This window comes from Moritella sp. 24 (assembly GCF_018219155.1).
GTDB lineage: Bacteria > Pseudomonadota > Gammaproteobacteria > Enterobacterales > Moritellaceae > Moritella.
In genome coordinates this window covers 1288253-1306706 of the sequence record NZ_CP056123.1, presented here as the reverse complement: position 1 = coordinate 1306706, position 18454 = coordinate 1288253, and the positions used below count along the sequence as shown (strand labels likewise).

At 39.9% G+C, this 18454-nt stretch carries 17 protein-coding genes; 10 read left to right on the top strand and 7 right to left on the bottom strand.

The features are described 5' to 3' along the window. Positions 1 to 15 precede the first annotated feature (15 nt). From HWV00_RS05950 to HWV00_RS05940, 3 genes are all read left to right on the top strand, one after another. Complete coding sequence (locus HWV00_RS05950) at positions 16 to 633, top strand: NADPH-dependent FMN reductase (protein ID WP_211685209.1); 618 nt, start codon at positions 16 to 18, stop codon at positions 631 to 633. Between the two features lie 60 nt (positions 634 to 693). Further along, positions 694 to 1110, top strand: coding sequence for a VOC family protein (locus tag HWV00_RS05945; protein ID WP_211685208.1), 417 nt, complete (start codon positions 694 to 696; stop codon positions 1108 to 1110). A gap of 301 nt (positions 1111 to 1411) precedes the next feature. After that, positions 1412 to 3952: an EAL domain-containing protein gene (locus HWV00_RS05940; RefSeq protein WP_211685207.1), complete on the top strand. Its 2541-nt coding sequence runs from the start codon at positions 1412 to 1414 to the stop codon at positions 3950 to 3952. Between the two features lie 4 nt (positions 3953 to 3956). Here the strand turns inward: HWV00_RS05940 and HWV00_RS05935 are convergent, their stop codons facing one another. Next, positions 3957 to 4256: a hypothetical protein gene (locus tag HWV00_RS05935; protein ID WP_211685206.1), complete on the bottom strand. Its 300-nt coding sequence runs from the start codon at positions 4254 to 4256 to the stop codon at positions 3957 to 3959. 312 nt (positions 4257 to 4568) lie between these two features. Here HWV00_RS05935 and HWV00_RS05930 point away from each other — a divergent pair, with 312 nt between their 5' ends. Then, a complete protein-coding gene (locus tag HWV00_RS05930) occupies positions 4569 to 5837 on the top strand; it encodes a hypothetical protein (protein ID WP_211685205.1) in 1269 nt (422 codons plus the stop codon). 98 nt (positions 5838 to 5935) lie between these two features. Here HWV00_RS05930 and gltS read toward each other — a convergent pair whose 3' ends face one another. After that, on the bottom strand, positions 5936 to 7171 hold the full coding sequence (gene gltS, locus HWV00_RS05925) for a sodium/glutamate symporter (RefSeq protein WP_211685204.1): 1236 nt from the start codon (positions 7169 to 7171) through the stop codon (positions 5936 to 5938). Between the two features lie 103 nt (positions 7172 to 7274). After that, positions 7275 to 8132, bottom strand: a complete 858-nt coding sequence (locus HWV00_RS05920) for a TIGR01459 family HAD-type hydrolase (protein WP_211686376.1) — start codon at positions 8130 to 8132, stop codon at positions 7275 to 7277. A 202-nt stretch (positions 8133 to 8334) separates the two neighbouring features. On the opposite strand from HWV00_RS05920, the gene HWV00_RS05915 reads away from it, so the two are divergent. The 4 genes from HWV00_RS05915 to HWV00_RS05900 all read left to right on the top strand — a co-directional run bounded on the left by HWV00_RS05915 (position 8335) and on the right by HWV00_RS05900 (position 12198). Beyond that, positions 8335 to 8685, top strand: a complete 351-nt coding sequence (locus tag HWV00_RS05915) for an ArsC family reductase (RefSeq protein WP_211685203.1) — start codon at positions 8335 to 8337, stop codon at positions 8683 to 8685. Between the two features lie 88 nt (positions 8686 to 8773). Then, entirely contained in the window at positions 8774 to 9910 is a 1137-nt protein-coding gene (dapE, locus tag HWV00_RS05910) for a succinyl-diaminopimelate desuccinylase (RefSeq protein WP_211685202.1), read from the top strand. Between the two features lie 408 nt (positions 9911 to 10318). Next, a complete protein-coding gene (gene ctlX / locus HWV00_RS05905) occupies positions 10319 to 11263 on the top strand; it encodes a citrulline utilization hydrolase CtlX (protein WP_211685201.1) in 945 nt (314 codons plus the stop codon). A gap of 83 nt (positions 11264 to 11346) precedes the next feature. Further along, entirely contained in the window at positions 11347 to 12198 is an 852-nt protein-coding gene (locus HWV00_RS05900; protein WP_211685200.1) for a dimethylarginine dimethylaminohydrolase family protein, read from the top strand. Between the two features lie 84 nt (positions 12199 to 12282). Here HWV00_RS05900 and HWV00_RS05895 read toward each other — a convergent pair whose 3' ends face one another. Further along, positions 12283 to 12903 carry a TetR/AcrR family transcriptional regulator gene (locus HWV00_RS05895; protein ID WP_211685199.1) on the bottom strand — a complete coding sequence of 207 codons (621 nt, stop codon included), beginning with the start codon at positions 12901 to 12903 and terminating at the stop codon, positions 12283 to 12285. A gap of 238 nt (positions 12904 to 13141) precedes the next feature. Here HWV00_RS05895 and HWV00_RS05890 point away from each other — a divergent pair, with 238 nt between their 5' ends. Continuing rightward, on the top strand, positions 13142 to 14146 hold the full coding sequence (locus HWV00_RS05890) for an ornithine cyclodeaminase (RefSeq protein ID WP_211685198.1): 1005 nt from the start codon (positions 13142 to 13144) through the stop codon (positions 14144 to 14146). A 479-nt stretch (positions 14147 to 14625) separates the two neighbouring features. After that, complete coding sequence (locus tag HWV00_RS05885) at positions 14626 to 15666, top strand: GMP reductase (protein ID WP_211685197.1); 1041 nt, start codon at positions 14626 to 14628, stop codon at positions 15664 to 15666. A gap of 195 nt (positions 15667 to 15861) precedes the next feature. Here the strand turns inward: HWV00_RS05885 and HWV00_RS05880 are convergent, their stop codons facing one another. From HWV00_RS05880 to HWV00_RS05870, 3 genes are all read right to left on the bottom strand, one after another. Continuing rightward, positions 15862 to 16290, bottom strand: a complete 429-nt coding sequence (locus HWV00_RS05880; protein WP_211685196.1) for a hypothetical protein — start codon at positions 16288 to 16290, stop codon at positions 15862 to 15864. A gap of 37 nt (positions 16291 to 16327) precedes the next feature. Continuing rightward, a complete protein-coding gene (locus tag HWV00_RS05875) occupies positions 16328 to 17407 on the bottom strand; it encodes a cell division protein FtsZ (RefSeq protein WP_211685195.1) in 1080 nt (359 codons plus the stop codon). 213 nt (positions 17408 to 17620) lie between these two features. Next, entirely contained in the window at positions 17621 to 18232 is a 612-nt protein-coding gene (locus HWV00_RS05870; protein ID WP_211685194.1) for a hypothetical protein, read from the bottom strand. Between the last annotated feature and the right edge of the window lie 222 nt (positions 18233 to 18454).

Here is an 18454-nt window from a genome sequence, read left to right as displayed (position 1 = left end):
AAAGGTTTACTTAATATGAAATTAGTCATTATCAGTGGTAGTCAACGAGCACATTCAGAAAGCGCAAAAGTCGCCCGTTATATTGCAAGTGCAGCAACACACTATAAAGCGGTTCGTCATATCGAGTTATGCAAATACCAACTACCCTTTTGGGATGGCAGTAACGACAGCAAGTTTGCACCAGGGTGTGACTGGCCACTCATTCGCGAAGAACTAGTCACCGCAGATGCATTAGTACTAATCACACCAGAGTGGGATGGAATGGCAACGCCTATCTTAAAGAACTTCTTATTGATGTGTGACGCTGCAGAAACAGCCCATAAACCTGCACTATTAGTGTCAGTAGTAAGTGGTATTAATGGTGCCAACCCTATTGCAGAATTAAGAATGAATGCCCTGAAGAACAATAAACTGGTTGCGATACCCGATCATTTAATTATTCGTAACGTCGGAGACATCTTAAATCAAGACAAGAAAAACGATGAATTAAGCGAACGTGAAACAGGTATTCAGCACCGCATAGGTTACAGCTTACATACACTACATCAATACAGCCAAGCGTTAAAACAGGTACGTCAACTACAGCAGCAACAGCCCTATCCAGAGCAAGCACAATACCGTTACGCAATGTAGCTTATAACGAATTTAGAACGATATGACGAATCTATAACAATAAAAATGAAGGATATTATTATGATACATTTAGAGCATGTTAACTTAATTGTACGAGACATCGACGAGGCACTTACGTTTTATCGCGCGGCATTCCCACACTGGTCTGTACGCGGTGGTGACAAAGGTGAATGGTCAGGAAAACCAAGAAATTGGGTCCATTTTGGTGACGATTATCAATACTTAGCATTTGGCGATAACGGCGTTGGCGAAAATCGAGACTTAGCTGGACACCAAGTTGGTCTTGCCCACTTTGCATTTGTGACAGACGATATTACCGGTACAATCAAACGCTTAAATGATGCGGGTTTTGAAATTGCAAAAGACGGCGCTGAAGATGAATACCGTCAAAATGTTTATTTCATCGACCCGAACGGATACGAGGTCGAGTTTGTTCAATATAATACTGACATCCCTAATTTAAGAAATCGTTATTAATGCCAAACGCCTTGCTTATATATTAAAAATAGCGGTATTACCGTATCAGTGAGGCGTGAAATCACTAGGTATAAAATAAAACTATAAACACATAAAGTTAAACAACAATAAAGTACTTTAGTCGATACTCGTAAGTCGTATAGGGTGCTAATCCACTGTTAATAGCAGGTTAATTTTATCGTCATCTATAGTCTATTTTTGTGATTTATCTCTAATTCTAAATCTGAACCTTTGCATAAAAATCAAAATTAAGTAAACATAAACTGTGTATTCAGCCGCTTAATGATCAAAATTCACAGCAATGATAGAATCAAAACCTCAAACACTTCGTAATGCGGTGATGCTCCCTTTTACTTTGTTACTTTTGCTGACAGTGGCCGTTCTCACGTTTGTTCAAAATAGCAATTATGAACGAATGCTCGATGAAATAAGCGATAAATTATTGAGCGCATATTCAGAAAATACCAGCAATAATCTCGATCGTTTTCTAGAACAACCTTTTAATACCACTCTCACCATTGCCGACAGCATTCAGCGTAACCAACTTTATCAATCAACAGATACGCGTAAAGTAGAAGATTACCTCTATGCCGCACTTACCGATATTTATAGTCAACAACAGCAAATAAGTACCATCTCGTTTGGCAGTGAGCAGCAAGATTATATCGGCTTTCGTCGTCATTCCAACAAAAACGTATCGCTGATTCTACAAGATCAACGTACCAATTACGCATTACAATTTTATGAAGGCGTTTCTACCAATAGCCCCCTTAAACACAGCATTTCAGAATATGATCCTAGAGTACGTCCTTGGTATCGCTCATTTGCAGAAAGTAAAAAACCAGGCTGGGCAAAAATATACACCAATGTGGATGCTGAAGAGACTTTCACTATATCCAGTGCGGTACCCGTAATACGTAACAATGAATTATTAGGTGTTGTATCAACCGATATTGATTTATTACAGCTATCGCACTTTATTAAACCAGAAAGCAGTAAGTTTGGTGGATTAACCTATATCACCAACGGTGAGGGCGCATTGATTGCGAGTTCATCATATGCCCCCTTATTTGACGAACAAAAAGATCACATCATCGCAACCAACAGCAGCGACCCGCTTATCGCAACTAACTCTCAAGAAATCATTAAACAGCAATTACAATTACATAATAAATCTGCCACCTTCGAGTTTACTAAGGACGGTATACGTTACTTTAGCCGTATTAGTGCGTATAACAATAACAACTTACAGTGGTTTACTGTTGTCACTCTACCCGAAGATGTACTGCTCGGTGGATTACCTAGCCAACAACGTTTAGGTTTGATTGCCGCATTAACGCTGGCACTGTTCGGCTTGTTAATGGGATTGTATTTACTGCGTATAATCACCCAACCGATTATGGATATTGCACAAGCATCACAGCAGATTGATCATGATAACTGGGATATTACGGTTAAAGAAGACATCAAATTACATGAAACAGGCCAACTTATTTCAGCCTTTCAATCAATGTCATCTCGATTAGAACATTCATTTTCCACATTACGCAATCAACTATTATTCGATAGTCTTACGGGCTTGTTAAGTCGTGATGGTTTTGTTGAAAAACTCAATAACCCTGCATCTCAAAATCACGGTATTTTAGTGTTATTGGGACTCTGCTCATTTCGTCGTACTAATAACAGCTTAGGCCAACACAAAAGTGACCAATTACTGATTGCGATCACCGCACGGCTAAAGCAAAACCTATCAGATAAAGTCACGATTAGTCGTATAGATAAAGATACATTTGCGATCTTTACTCCCCACTTTAAAGATCTTGAACACAGTGATGACTTTGCAGAAACACTGCTAACCTACTTTGAACTCCCCTTCATAATTAATGGCACTGAAGTGTTAGTGAGCGCTAACGCAGGGATCATGAGTGGCCAATTCCATAATATTGATATGGAAGAATGGTTACGTAATTCTAGCCTTGCGCTTACCCATGCTTTCAAGCAAGAACAAATACAAAGTAGCCATTATCAAGACTACATGATCACAGCATCAAAAGAACAAACCCGCTTAACCGCTGAACTACGACACGCAATCACAAATCGTGAATTCCAAGTTTACTACCAACCAGTTATCGACCTAACAACCGATGAAGTCAGCGGCGCTGAAGCCTTAGTGCGCTGGCACAGTCCTGCGCGAGGATTAGTATCCCCACTGGACTTTATTCCACTCGCAGAAAGTACCGGTATGATCATCGAAATTGGTCAGCAAATTTTAATGCAAGCTTGTGCTGATACCAAGCAACAGATAGACAAAGGGCTATGGCCTAATACCTTTGCCTTGCATGTTAATCTATCTGTCCGTGAACTCGTACACTCAGGTTATGTTGATGCTGTTAAACAAATTTTAATGACCACACAACTACCCGCAGAAAACCTTACATTAGAAGTCACAGAATCACGCTTAGTGAGTCAGCCAGCGCTGACAAACAAAACATTAGAACAGTTACGTGGCTTAGGAATACACATTGCGATTGATGACTTTGGTACAGGCTATTCATCATTAGCTTATTTGACGCAACTTCCCTTTGACTCATTAAAAGTCGACCGTTCTTTTGTTAGCCAAATGCTAGAAAGTAAGCGACATACCTCAATCATTGCCGCGATTGTGACAATGACAGATGAATTCGATGCTGAGATCGTCGCAGAAGGTGTTGAAACCGCCGAGCAAGCACAACGCTTAAAACAACTAGGTTGTCGCTATGCCCAAGGTTTTTACTACTCTCGTCCAAAACCATTAGCGGACTGGAACAGTGAGCATATTTGTACCTACTCACACAGCAGTTAGTTGATCACTTTCCGGTAAACGCTTTACCCATACATAAAACAAAAGGTTCAAGCGCTTGAAAAGCAGCTTCTTGATCTGCATCTGAGGGCTCATATTCAGGTGACCATTCAACACCAAAACTCGTATTAATAACTGGTACAGCAGGCGTTGTATCAATCTGATATTCCAAAGATACGTTATACACCTTTGCTTTTGGTAATAACGATGCACATCGCTCTACGTCAGTATTAAAACCCGTATTCGCAGCAATTGAAGTACTCGAAAACAACGCGACAGACAACAGTAATAGCTTCATTTTAGACACTTATCCCCTTTTTAATATAAAAATACACGCTCAGCATAATACACTACTAATAGACTTTGTTAATATCAATAAACCTATACATAATATTATTAAATACAGGTGTAAGCTTAATTGTTCTTATAGCTCACAAAACGCTTACAAATAGAACGACATGTCACATATTGCCAGTGAATTACGTAAAATTGAGATCTAGATTGAAAAAATAATGATATAAACGCGCTAATCTGCCTCCCTGTCCAACAACAGTTAATTAACATTCGTCGTCGTCAATAACAGTTATTCGACCATGATACATAATACTTGGAGTTTTAAATGCGTACTATTTTTACACTATTAATATCAGTACTGAGTTTTAACAGTTTTGCCCTCGATAGCACCTATTTGCAATGTTATGGCGTGAAAGATAGCTTCGCATCGCGTTCAGATTTAATCAAAAAATCATGGGCGGTCAATCCCAGTAATCAGTACTTAAAGCTAGAGGGATATTGGAAAGACAACAGCTATTCAGCTGACACCGAAAACTACTTTGTCGTTAAAAAGATTGATTCTGTCGCGGTAAACTCAGACCAGGTGCACAGTACCTTAGCGAGTATGTGCAGCAATACCCTCGTCAATAAATACTCAGCAGAATTTATTAGTAATATCACTTACTTTGCTTCTGATAATTCTTATGGTTATGAATACCCAGTGATGACAGAAGTTGACGCCCTCGCCATTAATAACACTGAATTACCGGTCGCGTATAACAACATGCTGCGTTACGCATTTGCATCAAGTTATGTCTACAGCACAGAGCAAGGTGCTGGACCGTTTGCATTTACTGACAACGAAACCTTTCAACAGTTGATGCTCGACGAAAACAGTGCAGAACTGAATGTGATTGCAACCTATGTTGGTGACAGTGGCGTTCACGGTGTCGCGATTAAAGTACCCGCAGTCCCGAGCAAAAATTTAGAAGAAGAAGTTATTATTTCTTTCAAAGGTACCAGCAGTAACGGTGATGTAATGCAAGATATTGAACTCATGCTTGCTAACCTTTCTGAAACAGATGAAGACTGGCAGGTTGATGCGTATAACTTTACCCAACAGATCTTAGCGCAATATCCAGCAAACACAGCGTCATTAACGCGTGGTTATAAAGCCTCAAATGCGGCTAAAACTTATAACGTCGTACTGACAGGTCATTCACTCGGTGCTTATACCGCCATTGACGCAGGCGTAAGAACAGGTGTATTAACACGTGTATTCTCGTCACCAGCAACCCGTATTATTGAAAAGTATATCCATGCGTTTGCTAACAAAATGCGTTACAACAACGTAATCAATATGGTGCGAGAAAAAGATCCAGTAGCAACGATGTCAGGCCGCCATAACGAGAACATGATTTATTTCCCGAAAGCACCGGGTTCAAACCCAGCAAACAGCCATTACTTAACACCGTTCATTAACGATATTTTAATGCCATTAGCAAATGGTCAAGCAAGTGCTGCCAACAAGGCAAGCCATGTTTATATCACGCCAGACACTACCGTTGGCGCAGGTTTAACAGAGCTCGTTAATATGTGGGATCATACCAACTAAGCGGACTAAGCGGACTAAGCCAGAATACGTTAGAAGATAAACAAAGGGCATATCCTTCATGGTATGCCCTTCTTCATGATGACATTATTACTTTGCGACTAGGTTGCAAAAATATCCAACAAAAACTGAATAATAAGCGCATTGGCAATATCAATAAAAAACGCCCCAACTAATGGCACCACCACAAAGGCTTTTGCTGACGCACCAAACTTCTCGGTTACAGCTGTCATATTCGCAATCGCTGTTGGGGTCGCGCCTAACGCTAATCCCGCATAACCAGCCGACATCACCGCAGCATCATAATCCTTACCCATCAAAGGAAAAACCACAAAGATTACAAAACCAGTAACAATCACAACTTGTGCGGTCAACATGATTAAAATTGGCCCGCCTAATCCACCCAGAGTCCAGAGTTGCAGACTCATTAATGACATGGCGAGGAACAAGCCTAAACTGAGATCAGAAATAAGTGCTAATGAACGACTGCGTTCTGGCCAAGTTAACTTTGGCATAATCAATGGCCCAAAGTTAATAACGATAATGCCTGCAAATAGACACGTTACAAACTCAGGTAAATATAAACCTAAGTTAGCGAACACGATATTCAGCCCCAGTCCCAAACCAATACTAATACTGATAATCAGTATGGAATTAAGCATATGATGATAATCAATTGGCGCGATACAGGGCTGAGTCTCTGCGATGTCTGCCGATTTTGTCTTAGGTTTATGTAACGTACCAACGGTCAATTTAGGTTCTTTACTGGGCTCTAACTTATAATGACCAATCAAATACTTGGCAATTGGCCCACCAATCACACCGCCAAGAATCAAGCCAAATGTCGCACAAGCAATACCAATTTCCATTGCATTACTGATATTGTACTTGTCGACAAACAACGGTGCCCACGCAATCGCAGTGCCATGCCCACCACTCAGTGAAACGGAACCACCAATAATACCGACCTCTGGTAATTGCTGGGTAAACTGCGCAACCGTTAAGCCTGTGAAGTTTTGTAAAAACAGGTACACCACAGCAATAATCAATAAAATGATGAGTGGTTTCCCCCCTTTAAGCAGGGTTGAGAAGCGGGATGACAGGCCAATGATGGTGAAAAACACAATAAGTAAAGTATCACGCACAGCTAAGGAAAACTGTAATTCAATATCAAAAACGCCATAGAGAATGGCAAATAGAATAGAGGCAATCAATCCGCCAGAGACAGGCTCGGGGATATTATATTCTTGTAAAAAAGCGACTTTGTGTGTCAGGTACTTACCTATAAACAGCACCAAAATCGCAACAATAACAGTTTGTCGAACATCCAACTCCATTAGATACCCCTTTAGTTAATTATTAGTTACCTATTTAGACATAGTCTAATCGTTAACTAGAGATTAACTGCTGGAGTTTGAATGCACAAACCATAAATATCAATTAATCGACTTGAAACCAATCAATGTAGTAACTTGGTTTAACGTCGAATTCTGCACTTAATTCAGCCACCAGCGAAGATTCATCCATCTCTGATTTTTCTGCTTTTTTCGCGTTCAAATCATCAGCATGAATACCAGTTGTGAGAAACAAACTCGAGATACCTGCCGTATTCGCACCACGGATGTCATGTTCTAAACTATCACCCACAGCAATGGCATTATCCCAGCCACCGAGTAATGTTTTACACATACCATATACTTCTACTTGTGGCTTACCATGCCAATGCACCTTGCCACCCATTTCAGCATACGCATTAGCAATCGATCCCGGACACAGTTTTAATGCGCCATCAGGACTCATCGCAACAAGATCTGGATTACTCACGACCATTTCTAAACCACGGGCATAGGCGATATCCAGCTCATATTGATAATCTGCAACCGTCGCGCGACCAACACCGTAGCACAGGATCAGAGAAGCATCGTCAATATCCACACTGGTTAAGCCGCAATCTTCAAGCACAGTGCTTTGCACACCATCATCCCAACCAAGTACCAAGGCATTGGTTCCCAACTCAGTAAACTTACCTTGCTTAAAATTATGACGCATGTGATCGCCCGATGTCAGCACATCAATATACAAATCACGGCTGATACCCGAATCAGTTAAACGTTGATAAGAAAAATTGTGGGTATTACCACTGTTCGATAAGATCACGACTTTTTTGTCATGTTGCTTTAACAACTCTAATGTCGCGATCGCACTTGGAAACGCCTCACCGCCATTATGTAATACACCCCACTGATCTAAGATAAAGGTATCGAACTCGTTAATAATGTCTTTAAGACCGGAAATCATTTTCACTTCGTCATTACTCCAACAGCATCTGCTATTAATTTAAATAGTTAATAGCCTGAACAAGATAGATCAACTATATACCGAAATTGAATGGTGAAATAACAATTTCTGTTAATTAACGCTAGCACTACCAATTATCCACCAGTTATTTATACTGACAGCATTACGTTTAAAGAAAAAAACCAAGAAAATAGGAATTAAAATGACGACTGTGATGTATGGAATTAAAAACTGCGACACCATTAAGAAAGCTAAAAAATGGTTAGAAGCAAACGAACTGGAATTCACATTTCACGATCACCGCGTTAACGGTTTAGATAAAGCACAACTGATCACTTGGTGTGAAACACTGGGTTGGGAACAAGTGTTGAATAAACGTGGTACGACTTACCGTAAATTAACCGATGAACAAAAAGCGGGATTAACAGAAGCGACCGCAATTGAATTGTTAATCGAACAGCCAGCTATGATCAAACGTCCGATTCTAGAGGTTGATGGTGCATTAACGCTAGGCTTTAAAGCTGATGACTATGCTGCTATTTTCTCAAAGTAAATAACGTCAAAAACAACACCAAAATACTTACAGCATTGGCCTACAAGGTAAGCCAGTGCTAACAATATGCTGTAAAAAGGAATTACTCATGTCAGACAGTTTAGTACTACAACTTGCCAAAGACCTACTTAGCCGTAAATCAGTAACACCTGAAGATGCGGGTTGTCAGCAAATGATGATCAAACGTCTTGAAGAACTCGGCTTTACCATCGAAACAATGGTATTTGAAGATACGACTAATCTTTGGGCTCGTCGTGGTACCACCGCTCCTGTGTTTTGCTTTGCAGGACATACCGACGTTGTACCAGTAGGTAAGATTGAAGATTGGGACACAGACCCATTCGTACCAACGATCATCGATGGTTACTTACACGGCCGTGGCGCAGCAGACATGAAAGGTTCTATCGCATCATTTTTGGTCGCGGTTGAAAACTTCGTTAAAGCACACCCAGACCACCAAGGTTCGGTTGCACTCTTAATCACTAGTGATGAAGAAGGCCCGTTTATCAATGGCACAACCCGTGTAATTGATACCCTTGAAGCACGTAATGAAAAAATCGACTGGTGCATTGTTGGCGAACCATCAAGCACAAACAAAGTTGGCGACATCGTTAAAAACGGCCGTCGTGGTTCACTGACAGGGGACATCGTTGTTAAGGGTATTCAAGGCCATGTGGCTTACCCACACCTTGCAGAAAACCCGATTCACAAACTGGCACCCGCATTGTCTGAACTAAGCCAAGCAGTTTGGGATCAAGGTAATGACTACTTCCCTGCTACAACGCTACAAATCACCGACATCCGTAGCGGCGCAGGCGCAAGTAACATCGTACCGGGTGATGCAACTTGTCAGTTTAACTTACGTTATTCTACCGAGATCACTGCTGATTTAATTAAATACCGCATTGAAAACATCTTTGAAAAACACGGTTTAAACTACGAGATTAGCTGGATCCACAGTGGTCAGCCTTTCTTAACGGAACCGGGTAACTTGTTAAATGCCATTACCGATTCAATTGAAAGTGTGTGTGGTTATGCTACTGAGTTATCAACTTCAGGCGGCACATCTGATGGTCGTTTCATCGCACCAACAGGCGCACAAGTTGTAGAATTAGGCCCTGTAAATGCAACAATTCACAAAGTAAATGAATGTGTAAAAATCTCAGATATTGAGCAATTAGCTGAAATATACGAGCAAACACTCGTTAAACTATTAGCTAAATAAGCATTTATTTGACCGAATTAATGGCTTGAACCGACCTTGTTCAAGCCATTTTTTATCGCTTTAAAATCTTAAAACATGAACTTTTAATGACAAAAAAAACCATATTTGCATTCTAATTACCTATTAACATCCCTGCTCACACTATAAAAAACCGATAACCCCATCACATTCCATAACAAATTTTATAATTCATTAACAAACTTTAAAATCTAGTATTTACAACGTATTAACATATATTAAATACTGATTAGCGTATTTTTATCCCCTTTTTTAAAACCCGTTCTCTCCGCCCATTAATTGACTTTAATCAATGTCTGGCATATTGTTTATGCAGTTGCATAGTTTTGCAAAGATAAGTATTTGTTAATACCTTGTTCGTTAAGACATGGTTTCATAAAAGGAAGTTATATGGCTTTAATCCAAGCGCCAAATTCTGTTGTAATGGTTCGACCGTGGAAATTCTTCTCGAACCCAGAAACAGCAGTCGATAATGCTTTTCAAAAAACCGGACTCGACGAGCAAGATTCTCTTGAGTTAGACCGCACAGGCATATCACTACAAGCAAAAAATGAATTCAATGTTGTTGTCGCAGGATTAAACGAAAACGGCATTAACGTCCATGTATTTGATGATTTTGGTGATCGTGAGACACCAGACTCTGTATTCCCAAACAACTGGTTCTCGACCCACAGTGGCGGCCATGTTGCTTTGTACCCAATGTTTTCACAAAACCGACGACGCGAACGCCGCAGCGACATTATTGAAATGTTAAAAGCCCAGTATCGCGTGCAAGACGTTATCGATTTCTCTGGTTTAGAGTGGGATGACCTGTTTCTTGAAGGTACGGGGGCAATGGTATTAGATAACGTGAATCGTATCGCTTATACCGCTAAATCAAACCGTTCTAACGAAGTGATCCTCGAACGCTTCTGCGCTATTTTTCAGTACGAACCAATGGCGTTCGAAACAGCTGATGCGACAGGTAATGCTATCTATCACACCAATGTGATGATGTGCGTTGCGTCAAAATACGCGCTTATTTGCTTAGACATGATCCCAAATGAAGCACGTCGTGCCGCGGTTAGACAGCGTTTAGAAGAATCAGGCATTGAAGTTATCGAACTTAGCTTTGACCAAATTGATAACTTTGCTGGCAACGCAATCGAACTAACAGGTAACGGCAAAAGCCACCTTGTTATGTCTCAACGTGCCAAAGATGCGCTAACCAGCGATCAGATAAACCGTATCGAACAATATTCAACAATTTTAGGCTTTAGCGTACCCACTATTGAACTAGCCGGTGGCTCGATCCGCTGCATGATCGCAGGGATCCATTTAAGCCCAAGAAGCTAGTTTAAACAGCTACTTGGCATTACGCTATTTCAGTCAGTAACAAATTAATTAAAAAGATATGACTTATGGAAAAGGAAAAGGTTATGGAAACCAGTTATGTAAAATCAGCGACAGGTGAACTGAAACAAGTATTACTTTGTTCGCCAACTTACCTCAATCTCTCGCCAATTAACAAAATTGCAGAAGATTGGTTAGAAAAAGGTGAGCGTATTGACCAACAAAAATGTTTAGCTGAACATCAACAGTTGATCAGTATTTACGAACAAAACGGCATTAATGTCGAAGTACTTGCACCAACAGAAAATTTATCAAGTCAGGTTTTTGCCCGTGATTTTGGTTTTAACATTAAAGAAGGTTATGTACTTGGCCGCTTTAAAGAAGAAATCCGTCACGCAGAAAGCCTACTTTACGCAGAAAAACTCGCCGAACTGGGTGTGCCTATCATTGCGACTTGTCATGAAGGTGTACTTGAAGGTGGTGACTTCTGGCAGCTTGATGAAAAAACCTTAGCGATTGGTACATTACAGCGTTCTGACGAAAAAGGCATTCAAAGTATTCGTGAACAGCTTGAACCTCTAGGCTATACGATTATTTCGGTTAACTCGAAACCAGAATACCTGCATCTTGATATGATTTTTAATATCGTTGGTGAGAAAACAGCCGTGACTTACTACGACGGTTTACCACCAGAGTTCCAAGCTTACCTGAATGAAGCGGGTTACGATTTAATTAAAATTGAAGAAGCTGGCGTGTTTAAACACTTCTGTAACCTACAAGCATTAGGTAACAAAAAAATCATCTCGTTAAGCGCAAATACCAAAGTAAACGCGCAATTACGTGAGCGAGGCTTTACCGTGTTTGAATTACATTCGACCGAAATTTTAAAAACTGGTGGTGGTCCACACTGTATGACCTTTCCACTAGAAAGACACTAAATATAAGACTACAGTGCCCTTATCTAATGAGATAAAACGCGATGCTTTCTAGTGGTTTAGATCAGAGTTTATTGACGACCTCAATCAAAGCTTGTCTAACGAAATAGAAAGGATCGCAGAGGCGCTGTCAATACCGATATTGACCAGTTCATTCTCTTTGAATTTGTACGAGGCCATGCTGCCTTCAAGCCACAAACCATCAATCAATGCATTGATTTTTATGGCAAGTACCTCACATTCATGATTATCAACGGTGATATCTTCAGTGGCTAATGCCGCACGAATTAACGGTTCTAAAATTTTGGTTGTTTTCGCATATTCATTCGTTCGAATGGCCGCCATTTCTGGATCGATATACGTCATTGGCAAAAAATTAGCCCATAACAATACGGTACGTGGCGATACGATAGGCGCAGAAAGTGTTGCATGAATAAAATGCTGTAATCGGGCTTTGGCGCAAACGTCTTGATCGTTAATTTCGACACGGGCGTTAACGTACATGATCTCGAGTAATGCAGAATACGCAGCGCGGATAAGTTCGTCTTTACCAGAAAAGTAAAAACGGATCAGACCATTGGTCACGTTCGCATATTCAGCCACATTACGTACTGTGGTTTTTTGTAAACCCTCGTTAGCAATGCAATCAAGTGTGGCATTGATTAACTCTTGTTTACGGTTTTTACCTTTAGTTCCTTTTGCTGGCATAGGCAGGTATTGAATCCGTATTCTGTAAAACGAAAATTAATCATACCCCTAGGGCGTGATGCTGGCAATTTAATAAACTAAACCTAATAAAAATAGCACTTAACCGATGCGCATTACACATGGGCATCTCATTATGAAACGTATTAGATAAACCACTCATTGATTTTTATAATCATGACTGTAATGGAAAAATTCGATTTTTCTCTTTTACCTTAGACGGAATTTAAAAAGGATCACCATGATTGTTTTAGAGATAAAAGATATTAAAGCGGTAATTGCAAAAGTTGGCTACAAGGCATTTTTTGCACAGCTTAATGATACATTGACTGAAGATTATAAAAACTGGCAGGACTTTGATAAATGTCCACGAGTAGCCAACCATGTACAAGATGGTGTTATCGAATTAATGCCAATTTCAAATGCTGAAATGTACTCGTTTAAATACGTAAATGGTCACCCAAAAAACCCTGCACAGAACAAAATGACAGTGATGGCGACGGGCCAATTATCATTAACTGAAACTGGCGAACCGCTGATGTTTTCAGAAATGACCTTGCTTACTGGTTTCCGTACTGCGGCAACGTCAGCAATGGCTGCAAAACACTTAGCGAAAGCTGATTCAGAAGTATTAGCATTAATCGGTACTGGCGCACAAAGTGAATTCCAGTTCCTTGCGTACTCGTTCATGTTTGATTTAAAAGAAGTGCGTTTCTTTGATACTGACCCAGCAGCAATGCGTAAGTTTGAACAAAACATGGCGCGTTTCGACATTCGCCTAACGCCGTGTAAAGACGCACGAGAAGCGGTTCAAGGCGCTGATTTAATTACGACATGTACAGCCGATAAGAAATACCAAACAGTATTAACCAAAGACATGATCAGCAAAGACGTATTCATTAACGGTCTTGGCGGTGATTGCCCAGGTAAAACTGAAATCGAGAAAGAACTTGTAGAAAGCGCAACAATTGTTGTTGAGTACCTACCACAATCACGCGTTGAAGGTGAAATTCAACAACTGGGTGCAGACTTTACTTGTACTGAACTGCACGAGATTGTGAAAGGCGAGAAAACCCTAAACGTAGCAACAGACGGCACTATCTTGTATGACTCAGTTGGCTTCGCACTAGAAGATTACTCTGTACTACGCTTAGTCTACAAGCTGGCTAAGCAGCATAACATCGGCAGCGAAATGGAATTAATTCCAGAACTGGATGATGTGAAGAACTTATTCTCACTACTGTAGAGATAATTTGTTCTCACAACGTAAATAAAGACCCTGTTTTTAAATAAGCTCCCTTGGCCAAACTCCCACAGTTCGCATTCAATGCTGTGGGTTTTGGTCTTTTTTCATATTAGCCAGTTATTTTTCCACTTGGAAAAGATGATTATCAGTGCAGAAAAATTATTTTAAACTTTTTTAACACCGCCTAGAGCCGCATAAATACTGACTTTCGAGTCAGGAAAACGACCTTTCAGCCCTCCCCGATGAAAATAAAGCCTTTACAAGATAACGACCCTTGGACTAGTATCTACCCGTATAAGCGCGTTGGATAAACGCGGCTTACCCGCACACACGATTCGCTTGTACCGCTTAAACTAAAATCCTTATAATTTTTTGCACAGTACCATCCATGAACCCATTGAATTAGGGTTTTCCTTGCGCCTGCTATATAGCGACGCGTAAGAATAAGAGCCTGTGCAAACAAACAGAAGATAGATGTCATGCGTATAGAACAAGAATTGAAGCTAGGTTTTAAAGATGTACTTTTCCGCCCAAAACGTTCAACTCTAAAGAGTCGTTCACAAGTAAGCTTAGAGCGTACATTCACTTTCCCTAACAGCAAGTACACTTGGACAGGTGTACCGGTTATTGCTGCAAACATGGATACTGTAGGTACATTTGAAGCAGCGAAAGAACTTGCTGCACACAAAATGCTAACAGCTGTACATAAGCATTACACTGTAGCTGAATGGAAAGAGTTCCTAGAAGCAAACCCAGAAATCTTCGACCACGTTTTTGTATCAACTGGTACATCGGACGCAGATTTCGAAAAACTTCAACAAGTTCTAGCATTAGATGAGCGTTTACAGTTTATCTGTATCGATGTAGCTAATGGTTACTCAGAATTTTTCATTGATTTCGTACGTAAAGTACGTGCAGCATACCCTTCTAAAACGATTATGGCTGGTAACGTAGTTACTGGTGAAATCACAGAAGAACTTATCCTGTCTGGCGCAGATATCATTAAAGTTGGTATCGGTCCTGGTTCAGTATGTACGACACGTGTTAAAACAGGTGTTGGTTACCCACAACTTTCTGCAATCATCGAATGTGCTGACGCAGCACACGGTCTTGGTGGCATGGTAGTTGGTGATGGTGGTTGTTCTTGTGCTGGTGATGTTGCTAAAGCATTTGGCGGCGGCGCAGATTTCGTTATGTTGGGCGGCATGTTAGCTGGTCACGACGAAAGTGGCGGCGAGCTGTGCGAAGTTAATGGCAAGAAAACGAAAAAATTCTATGGCATGAGCTCAACAACTGCGATGAACAAACACGCAGGTGGTGTTGCTAAATACCGTGCTTCAGAAGGTAAAACTGTAGAAGTACCTTACCGTGGTCCAATCGAAAACACTGTTTTTGATATCCTAGGTGGCGTTCGCTCTACTTGTACTTACGTTGGCGCAGCTTCATTAAAAGAGCTAAGCAAGCGTACTACCTTTATCCGCGTACTTGAGCAAGAAAACAACGTATTCGGTAAAGAATAAATTAGTTATTAAATATGTAGGTCTAGAACTACATATTTAAGCTAAACAAAGGTGAGCATTGATATGGGCATGTCCATTATCGTGCTCGCCTTTTTGCGTTTTAGGGCTGAGGAAAATTGATTTACTCTAAGTGTAGTTCAGTTACTTAAGTATTCAATTTACATCCATATGATAAAATCACCCCAAGATATTAAACTAACCAGAGCGGTTAAAAGGTGGAAGCTCTCCGTATTTATCTACGTACGCTGCTAACCGTTTTCCTTCCATTATCCCAGCATCTTTGCTGGTATCTGCAACTATCAGCTCCAAATAAAGCGTTTCATATGGATACTTAGTTTTCAAAATGTCATTAGCTTGATAACGAACACCAGCAAGATGTCCTTTTGTAGCTTGCTTTGGTGCTAAAGATTTTTTCAATTCAGACACTCGCCCCCCAGTCAAAGGAGAAGATATGCCTATATATAAAATCCCATCTTTGTCTTCTCCGCAAATACGTGAAACAGGCGTAGGACTATCTTCACAACCAGAACGTAAAATATAAATACCCGGCTTATTTTGAAATAGTTTCTTTCTCGCAGGTATATCATTTTCATTTACTTTTGAAAAATATCGTTCCACTAACATACTCCTTCTTAATGATTTATTAAGATAACGTGGTCATTCACATTCCCTTATTACGAATAAACGCTGGAATATTAAGATATTCATGTGACTTATCTACATTAGCATTATCTGGTTCTGGAATCAGAAGCTCCGTCTCAAATTGAGAATCAAGTTTATTATCACAAGCAGATAAACCGGTACCGATAACAAGTACTTCAACATAACAATCAAGGTATTCGTCTTTAGCAATACCACAAATCATAATTGCGTGATCATCTAACATATTGTGAACTAGAGTCGTGATTTTATTATATTCCGCTAACGTGATTTCATCTTTGCAATTAACCTGAACAATCGCACCTTGCGCCTTACTTATATCTACATTTTTATAAAGCGGATTTTTAAGAGCTTGCTCAACAGCTCCTTCAACATTATCTGAACTATCGCTACGCCCTATTCCCAAGATCGCATCACCTTTTTGATTCATTATTTTACTAAAGTCATTTAAATCAACATTAATAAACCCTGTAGTTGTGAGCATATTAATTAACGCACTGATGGTATTTTTCAGAGCTGTATTGGAGAATTTAAACGCATCAAAAATACCAACTGTTTCACCTAATACTTCAACCAAATTATCATTCGGTAATGTAATCAACGCATGTGCACGTTCACGTAATAGCTCAACACCGTCCGTCGCATAGTTAGATCGCATTTTACCTTCAGATTGAAACGGTAGGGTTGCAACTACGATACAAGGTATAGCAAGATCTCGAGCCATCTTAGCGATAAGTGGTGTTGCTCCTGTACCTGTTCCGCCACCTAATCCAGTGGTTAAAATCAAAATATCATGACCAATAAGTAATTCTCGTAATTGCTTTTCATTTTCCTGAGCAGCGGCGAAGCCAATTTCAGGTGCCGAGCCTGCACCAAAACCATTAGTTAAATTTTTACCGATTAGTACATTTTCGCCTGAACTACAATGTTCAAGCGCTGCAGCATCAGTATTGATGTTAATTATGCTTAATTCGTCAGATTGGATATCAGCGCCAAGTAAACTAGAGGTATTACAACCACAACCTCCTACACCAGCTAGAAGAACTGTCATTTTTGAACTTTTTGATTCAGGTAAAAACATAAAATAGCCCCTTAATTTGTATGAAGATCTAGTGAATAAATCGAAGATCTTTTAAGTCTTCGCATACACATAGGGGTCGAACGAACCCTTGAGGGGAAATTATTTTAAACTAAATGAAAAACATCCTAAGTTACAATGACTTGAACGTTAAATAAATCATGTACTTGAGAGGTATCCTCACAATATTAAATTTATAGCACTTCTACACTTCATTTACATACCTTGATATTTAATCAATTTAGTCGGTGTTACATCATCAATAGTAAGCGTTAACTCTACTGTTTCACTTGGTGCTTCAGCATATGCCTGTTTATCACCATGTTGATTGAATGATAAGTCGACGCTCGACTCATCAATACGCATTTCATTAAGCTGAATACGGTCGCCAATAAAATAAGAATCGACATGTCGTATGCGGTTACTGTCAAAATCTTGCTCAAACAACCCAATATAATGAAATAAACCACTGCCTTGATTGCTTACGCTAAAGGGGGCAACAAAATATAATCTGCCATTAGATGCCGTTAAGTTTAAAGGGCTGATATGCCTATAATCCAATAGTACTTCACCCCGATCTTGCTCTACCTGATAATCTCCTTGCGCTTTACCTTCCGGTGTACCTAGCCCAATAATCTTTGTTAATTTAACGTCTACCCCAGTGTCAGGTAAGGTCACGATAAAATCATTGCTGGTCTTCATACTAAACAACGTCAGCATAACTTCAGAATCATCACCTTGCACCGTATCGTTATTACTATCACGAATATAACTAATCACAGCAAGCACACTGATACAAATGAGTGCGATATATATTAACTTCTTCATTATTAACACCTTTATTCTACGGTTCATTTTCCATAATACATTGAAATAAACGAACTGATTCATGCTATCCATTTAGCCTCAAAATAAAGATTCATCGCAGTTCAGAAGCTAAAATTTCAAAACAAAAGTAATAACCCATTCCAAAACAGATATTTAAATAATAAACCCTATTGATTCATAAAGAATATAATACTATAAGTATCACTAAAGGAATAAACCAAT

What these genes read in the sequence shown, in the direction of transcription:
- dapE (WP_211685202.1), top strand. Translation starts at nt 8,774, where the DNA reads ATGTCAGACAGTTTAGTACTACAACTTGCCAAAGACCTACTTAGCCGT.
- HWV00_RS05880 (WP_211685196.1), bottom strand. Translation starts at nt 16,290, where the DNA reads ATGTTAGTGGAACGATATTTTTCAAAAGTAAATGAAAATGATATACCT.
- HWV00_RS05940 (WP_211685207.1), top strand. Translation starts at nt 1,412, where the DNA reads ATGATAGAATCAAAACCTCAAACACTTCGTAATGCGGTGATGCTCCCT.
- HWV00_RS05950 (WP_211685209.1), top strand. Translation starts at nt 16, where the DNA reads ATGAAATTAGTCATTATCAGTGGTAGTCAACGAGCACATTCAGAAAGC.
- HWV00_RS05915 (WP_211685203.1), top strand. Translation starts at nt 8,335, where the DNA reads ATGACGACTGTGATGTATGGAATTAAAAACTGCGACACCATTAAGAAA.
- HWV00_RS05900 (WP_211685200.1), top strand. Translation starts at nt 11,347, where the DNA reads ATGGAAACCAGTTATGTAAAATCAGCGACAGGTGAACTGAAACAAGTA.
- ctlX (WP_211685201.1), top strand. Translation starts at nt 10,319, where the DNA reads ATGGCTTTAATCCAAGCGCCAAATTCTGTTGTAATGGTTCGACCGTGG.
- HWV00_RS05890 (WP_211685198.1), top strand. Translation starts at nt 13,142, where the DNA reads ATGATTGTTTTAGAGATAAAAGATATTAAAGCGGTAATTGCAAAAGTT.
- HWV00_RS05945 (WP_211685208.1), top strand. Translation starts at nt 694, where the DNA reads ATGATACATTTAGAGCATGTTAACTTAATTGTACGAGACATCGACGAG.
- HWV00_RS05895 (WP_211685199.1), bottom strand. Translation starts at nt 12,903, where the DNA reads ATGCCAGCAAAAGGAACTAAAGGTAAAAACCGTAAACAAGAGTTAATC.
- HWV00_RS05875 (WP_211685195.1), bottom strand. Translation starts at nt 17,407, where the DNA reads ATGTTTTTACCTGAATCAAAAAGTTCAAAAATGACAGTTCTTCTAGCT.
- HWV00_RS05885 (WP_211685197.1), top strand. Translation starts at nt 14,626, where the DNA reads ATGCGTATAGAACAAGAATTGAAGCTAGGTTTTAAAGATGTACTTTTC.
- HWV00_RS05920 (WP_211686376.1), bottom strand. Translation starts at nt 8,132, where the DNA reads ATGATTTCCGGTCTTAAAGACATTATTAACGAGTTCGATACCTTTATC.
- HWV00_RS05930 (WP_211685205.1), top strand. Translation starts at nt 4,569, where the DNA reads ATGCGTACTATTTTTACACTATTAATATCAGTACTGAGTTTTAACAGT.
- HWV00_RS05870 (WP_211685194.1), bottom strand. Translation starts at nt 18,232, where the DNA reads ATGAAGAAGTTAATATATATCGCACTCATTTGTATCAGTGTGCTTGCT.
- gltS (WP_211685204.1), bottom strand. Translation starts at nt 7,171, where the DNA reads ATGGAGTTGGATGTTCGACAAACTGTTATTGTTGCGATTTTGGTGCTG.